Source organism: Brunnivagina elsteri CCALA 953, assembly GCF_002289455.1.
GTDB classification, from domain to species: Bacteria; Cyanobacteriota; Cyanobacteriia; order Cyanobacteriales; family Nostocaceae; genus Brunnivagina; species Brunnivagina elsteri.
The window spans coordinates 1-5,558 of the sequence record NZ_NTFS01000417.1 but is presented as its reverse complement, the minus strand read 5'-3'; the positions used below and the strand labels follow the sequence as shown (position 1 = coordinate 5,558).

Genomic DNA, 5,558 nt, shown 5'->3' with positions numbered 1-5,558 from the left:
ATGAATACTTACACATGTAACTTATAAATTTTATGCAACTTTTGCCATATATTCCCGATTCTTTAATTCTCTGGAGAGAAACCCAGTTACTGGGTTCCTGGATATCATGTTATAAACCATGTATATATATTTAAAATCTTAGTTTTCAATATTGACGGAGTTTAGCTTACTTCCCATTCCCATTCTGCCCTTTCTATAGGGAAAATTCAGAGTACAAGTATTGTAGAATGGGAAAACAGGCAAAAGAATAGCTAAGTCTATATAATCTCGAAAAGTTCTCGGAGTAAATTCTATGACTACTAACTTAATCAAAGAGACAACAAATAATTTATCCAAACTCAATTATTCAATCTTAGTTGAAGCAAAAGCAGATGGATATCAAGCTACTGTGTGGGGTTTATCAGACTGTCAGGTATTTGCGACAACAAAACAAGAAGCACTAAACAATTTACACGAACTAATGGAATACAGATTTAAAAATATTGAAATAGCAACTCAAGAAATAGAAGTATCAAAATCAAAACCCGAACATCCTTGGATGAAATTTGCGGGTAAGTATAAAGATGATCCACAGTTTGATGATATGCTTGCCGATATTGAAGCATATCGACACGAATTAGATGCAGAAATGGAAGAATATTATCGTCAATTAGATGCAGAGGAAGCAAGAAAGTGAAGCTTTGGATACTTGATACGGATACTCTATCACTTCTTCAAAGAGCGCATCCATTGGTTAGTCAACGTGTAAATACTATATCTACAGAAAAATTAGCTACAACTATTATTACATATGAGGAACAGATGTATGGCAGGTTAAATCGGATTAGAAGAGCTAATTCACAAGAATCCCTGGTATTTGCTTATATGCAATTGAGTGAAACATTGGAGGATTTTAGGACTATTAACGTACTGTACTTTACCCCAGAAGCTGCGAGTTGTCATACAGAATTAAAACAGCAAAAAATCCGAATCGGTACGCAGGATTTGCGAATAGCTTCAATTGTAATTGCTAATAATGGGATTTTGGTGACAAGAAATCAGCGCGATTTTTCCCTTGTACCAGGATTACAATTTGAAGATTGGACAAAGGAAAGTTAGTGCGATGTTCCAAGGGAATTATTAAGCGATCGCAGGCATTAAAAAACTCGTATTAAACTTCAAAGTTTTCTGTGACGATAAAATCATCAAGTTCAATCTGAATACTAAATTGAGTATTACTAGAAATTTTAAACCGCTTTAATTGAATAATATTATCTTGCGATCGCGCTTGAGTTGATTGGATAATTTGTCCTGAAGATGACAATAATTTGAGATTAATTCCTGATGGTAAATGTTCTTCTTGACTCAGACTGCGTAATTGAATTCTAATGCCAATTCTACCATCTGCTTCTGTGTCCAATCCCACAACTAATAATACTTCCCCATTAGGTAAATTTAGAGATTTTGCTTTTTTGATGATTGTGTCATTTTCTTCTGAAGCATTTCTAAAACTAAAGCCTAAACTGGCATTTGTGCCGAGTAGACTATCTAAAGATTGCCAGCTTTCTTCAAAAGCATTTTGCAACCACTGACTTATATTTGCGGCAACATTACGAGGAGTCAAATTGCTTTCTAACTCTCCTTGACGTAATTGATAAAGTTTTTGTCTCCAATTATCATTACTAACTAATTCTCCCCACAATACAAATGGTAATTCTAATCTGGGTTGAATAATATCTGGATTTGCTAATCTAGATAATAAATTTTCTGCTTGAGTTGCAGGTACAGCAGATAAACTAGCAACAGAAACACGAGTTTCTTCTTCAGGATTAAGTTGAGTTACTACCCATAACACGTTTAAATCTTGAATAATTTCCTGAGTATCAAGACTATATGTTCTGTCAATTCCATTATAAGTAGCCGACGTTTTAATTTTTTCGTGGGTAGTATATCCCCATACTCGCATCGATAAGTCATCTGGATTTATTTGAACCGCTAAATAATAATCTCCTACTAACTTGGGAACATCTATCCATTCTTGGGGGATTCGATATTCACTAGTATCTATAGTTTTTTCGGGGATGATAATTAAACGTTTATTTCCCCAGTTTAAAGCAGTACCATTAACCACTTCCCAAAAGCTGGGTAGTAATGATTCATTTAATAAAATACTCGCTTGCGGTTCATATTCTGCTTGTAACCAAGGGAGAATAGTTTGCAGACAAATTTGATTTAAATATGCATTCCATTGTCCTTTTGCGCTGGGTTGCGACTGACTATGTAACCAACATTGTTGCGCTAAATCTGGGGATATTTGGAATTCTAATTGGGTTGGGTTTTCGGTTAGGAAAGTCATAGGATTGGGGATTGGAGAGTTAGGAATTAGGAGTTAGGAATTAGGAATTAGAATTAGGAGTTAGGAATTAGTAATGAGGAATTAAAATTTAACTCATAACTCATAACTATTTGTATAATGTGCTTGTAACCATTCCTCTAATACTGTGCTGATATACTTAACCACGTCGGAGGTTATAGAAATATGCAGGGTTTCTCGACACCAACTACTTAAGGTAAGTAATAATGATTCCCGTGTTTTCGATAACTTACGGGATACGGTATATTGTTGAATTGCTAACTCTTTCGCGATTTGCTGCTGGGTTAAATTCCCTTGGTAATAGAGTTCTAGCAGTTTTTGACCAGTAGTATCAAGAAGCGCGATCGCATCTTCTAAAAAAGCATTAATTTGGTTTCTTTGTTCGGTACGTGCTGTTTGTTCTTCCTGTTGAATCAATTCGGTTAATAAGGTTTCCCGAAATCCATCTACCAAGTCATCCTGCAATTCCCCCTCTTCATATCCTGGTTTGGGAGAATTCAGGGATTTTACCGCAGGATACAAATATTTACGAATTTGGTTCCCTGATTCCGTTAACCAACGTTCTATGGTTTCCTTTGTACATTCCCCACCTGGGGAGGAAAGGCGAGCGTGCATTTGGTTGTATGCTAATGCTACAGCTTGCCAAGTTTCCGGTTCTGGTGCCGATATTTGCCTTAACTGGGGGTTCTTTCGCGGTACATAAATGCTTTCAAAACAACTCCAAGCTAGTAAATAACGTTCGATAGTTGCGGCATCTAGCCCAGCATTTTGTAGTGATTCTGTCAAGAGTTTGCGACTAGTTTTGAGTAATAAAGCCCAATTATTACAAAAATCAGCTTCCTTATTTTGTCTTAGATAATCGCGAATGATATTACCAAAAGCGATACTAGCATAACCCTTGACGCTGCCACTGACATCAGGATTGCAGGATTTGAGGATTTTGGGAACAGATGCGATCGCAACTTGAAAAAAGTCTGGCATTTTATCGTTTGACTGTTGCGATCGGGGTATCATTTTGTTTACAGTCCAGTAGCAAGGTTCCTGTAAATAAGCAGACATATGTCCTAAAGCAATTTCTGGTTTTTCCGACTTCTGCCAAGATTTATGCCAATAAACAGCCCAAAAATCCTCATTAGCTTGATTTTCGCTTAATTGATTTAAGCAAGTTTTCATACTACGGTTTAGTTTAGCATCAGTTACCCAACCGCTAAAGCGATCGGATTCAAATTGTATAAAAGTCGAAAAAAGTTCGGTGATATTTTTACGTTGACGCATAATTAATTTAAAACTCAAAATTAAAATTCAATAAAACTAAAGTCTAAAAGTCATCATCAAGTAAATCACAAAGGTTCAAAAAATTAAATAGACTTTACTATACTGAAAACGATTAAGAATTAGACTTGTTCTCTATCAAAAATGATATTTCTAAGCCTCTCCCCTTAGTAAGGGGAGAGGTTGGAGAGGGGTTCTATATTAGTCAAATTTTAAGCCATTTGCAGTATAATTTATATACTCATTCTAAGACATATTTATTTATAACTCCTAACTCAAACTACCAAGGATTTCCAATTAATGTAAATCCAGCCCAATAATAAGGATGGGATAACTCGCGATTATCAAGATTCGCAACATTTGCAGGTAAAGAACCACTTCCACGAATTGCCGGATTATTTTTTAAAGTTACCTGTTGTTTAAGCATAGCAATTTGAGTTTGTCGCAATGCTTCTGATTTAATTGGATTTGCTTTAAGTTGTTGATAAAACTGAGTCATCAAAGCGAGTGTACCCCCATCATCCACTGTCCAAAGACTAGCTATAGCAGCTTTTGCACCCGATTGTACAGCCAAACCAGCAAAACCCAACTCAGCTTGTGGATTACCCAACGCAGTACGACAAGCACTTAATACTAATAGCTGTACTTTGGGTTCATTTAAATCCAAACTTTTGATTTGATCCAAGCTAACTTGTGTATTCCAAAACTGAATATAAGATTGTTTCACAGAACCCGGAGAAAATTCGGCATGGGTTGCGAAATGTACAATTCCAAAGGGAAAAATAGCGCGTTGTTTCTTCAAATTTGTGATGGTAAATTCTTGATTTAAGAAAGATTTACCTTGCCATTTATTACTAGTAATACTAGATAATTCTACAGGAACAGCAGGTAAAGGTTCTTTATTTTTAAACTGTGATGCACCCATTGCCAAAACTTGAGTTTTTGTAATATTTGTAAGTTGAAAATCTAGTAAATTAAAAGCTGGAATAATCCCCAAACTATATTTCTCAACTAAAAACCTTTTTCCATCAGAAAGTGCCGCTAAAGGAACAGTTCGCAAACCACCACCTAAACAAAATATCAGATTATTAATTTTTTGTCCTTGTAATTCACTTTCCAAAGGAGCAATCAGCAAATCATATACTTGTTTTCCCGAATTTAAATACTCACTACGCTGAGAATTAGGACTAACAATAGTAGTGCGGAAATTACTGACTAATTTAATTAAAACCTCTCTTTTCGCTTGGGAAATTCGCTTGTGAATTGGTGCTTTTCCTGGTGTCACCAAAATTAATTCGAGATGATTAGGTGTAGGGATAGCGTAAATTAAAGCACTTTTTGTGCCATTTTGCTGGGATATTTTATTGAGAGTCTGCCTAATCTCTTTAACTTCAATGACTCGATTAGAAGGTAATTTTCCCTCTACATATTCCTCATACTGCTGCTTCCATCCCAGTTCCACATGCATAATTGCCGAGTTTATATCCTTATTATCAAGGAATTTTTTGAGAATTTGGGGATTGAGACGGGATAGAGGAAGTGTACTAGATTTTGCTGGTGGAGAAATAGCCTTGAGTGGTCGTGTTTGGATTTTTAGACCATACAGCCCAATTATAGATAAACTGAGCGTGGAAACAGCTAGTAGAGTTAGCTTAATTTTGTTCATATCCTTGTAGATACACCAAGTGCGATCGTTATTTCCGCAAGCTCTATACCTGATTTTTATGACTCCACAAAAATTGTACAGTTCCTCGTCGGATTTTGGATTTTTAAAGATGGATAGTGATGCAATTTTACAGGATTTTTAGATTACCCTTCCCTTTATTTCTCTGGGTATTTATTGTCTCCGTGGTTAGTTTCCTCAAAAAGTAGCAGATTAATGCCTAAGCGTAAAGCGCACGCTCCGTGTAGCTTTTTCCCCGGAGGAGTATGG

5 protein-coding genes are annotated in these 5,558 nt (G+C 35.9%); 2 read left to right on the top strand and 3 right to left on the bottom strand.

Translation table 11 applies throughout. The features are described 5' to 3' along the window. Positions 1-292 precede the first annotated feature (292 nt). Together CK510_RS25400 and CK510_RS25395 are read left to right on the top strand one after the other, a co-directional pair. Positions 293-676: a HicB family protein gene (locus CK510_RS25400; protein ID WP_095724322.1), complete on the top strand. Its 384-nt coding sequence runs from the start codon at positions 293-295 to the stop codon at positions 674-676. Continuing rightward, complete coding sequence (locus CK510_RS25395; RefSeq protein ID WP_095724321.1) at positions 673-1,098, top strand: type II toxin-antitoxin system VapC family toxin; 426 nt, start codon at positions 673-675, stop codon at positions 1,096-1,098. Before CK510_RS25400 ends, CK510_RS25395 begins: the two co-directional genes overlap by 4 nt. Before the next feature lie 52 nt (positions 1,099-1,150). On the opposite strand, the gene CK510_RS25390 is transcribed toward CK510_RS25395, so the two are convergent. From CK510_RS25390 to CK510_RS25380, 3 genes are all read right to left on the bottom strand, one after another. Next, positions 1,151-2,335, bottom strand: coding sequence for a DUF1822 family protein (locus CK510_RS25390; RefSeq protein WP_095724320.1), 1,185 nt, complete (start codon positions 2,333-2,335; stop codon positions 1,151-1,153). A 93-nt stretch (positions 2,336-2,428) separates the two neighbouring features. Further along, entirely contained in the window at positions 2,429-3,646 is a 1,218-nt protein-coding gene (locus CK510_RS25385) for a sigma-70 family RNA polymerase sigma factor (RefSeq protein ID WP_245912432.1), read from the bottom strand. A gap of 259 nt (positions 3,647-3,905) precedes the next feature. Further along, entirely contained in the window at positions 3,906-5,291 is a 1,386-nt protein-coding gene (locus CK510_RS25380; protein ID WP_095724318.1) for a CHAT domain-containing protein, read from the bottom strand. Positions 5,292-5,558: the final 267 nt, after the last annotated feature.

Bases quoted from the DNA above. Each gene is read 5' to 3' on its own strand.
- CK510_RS25400 (WP_095724322.1), top strand. From the start codon at position 293: ATGACTACTAACTTAATCAAAGAGACAACAAATAATTTATCCAAACTC.
- CK510_RS25390 (WP_095724320.1), bottom strand. From the start codon at position 2,335: ATGACTTTCCTAACCGAAAACCCAACCCAATTAGAATTCCAAATATCC.
- CK510_RS25380 (WP_095724318.1), bottom strand. From the start codon at position 5,291: ATGAACAAAATTAAGCTAACTCTACTAGCTGTTTCCACGCTCAGTTTA.